Source organism: Burkholderia sp. Ac-20384, from assembly GCF_017104605.1.
In the GTDB taxonomy this organism is placed as follows: Bacteria; Pseudomonadota; Gammaproteobacteria; order Burkholderiales; family Burkholderiaceae; genus Burkholderia; species Burkholderia lata.
The window spans coordinates 1-215 of sequence record NZ_JAAGPE010000688.1 but is presented as its reverse complement, the minus strand read 5'-3'; the positions used below and the strand labels follow the sequence as shown (position 1 = coordinate 215).

General features: G+C 71.2%; 1 protein-coding gene. It reads left to right on the top strand.

Going from position 1 to position 215, the window contains the following annotated elements; all coding sequences use genetic code 11:
• On the top strand, positions 1-215 hold a 215-nt coding region (locus G3O00_RS42860), incomplete at both ends, for an IclR family transcriptional regulator C-terminal domain-containing protein (RefSeq protein ID WP_277399397.1).

The window sequence follows — 215 nt, the reverse complement described above, 5'->3', positions numbered from 1 at the left end:
CCAGACGGAACTCGATGCGATCCGCGCACGCGGTATCGAACGCGGCGTCGACCTGCCGAGCCCCGGCGTCAGCGCGATGTGCGTGCCGGTGTTCGACGCGGAGGGCACGCTGCAGCTCGCGTTGACGGTGATCGGTTCGACGGGCTCGATCGACGTCGACTGGGACGGCCCGATCGCGGCGGCATTGCGCGACGCGGCACGGCTGGCCACCGCAA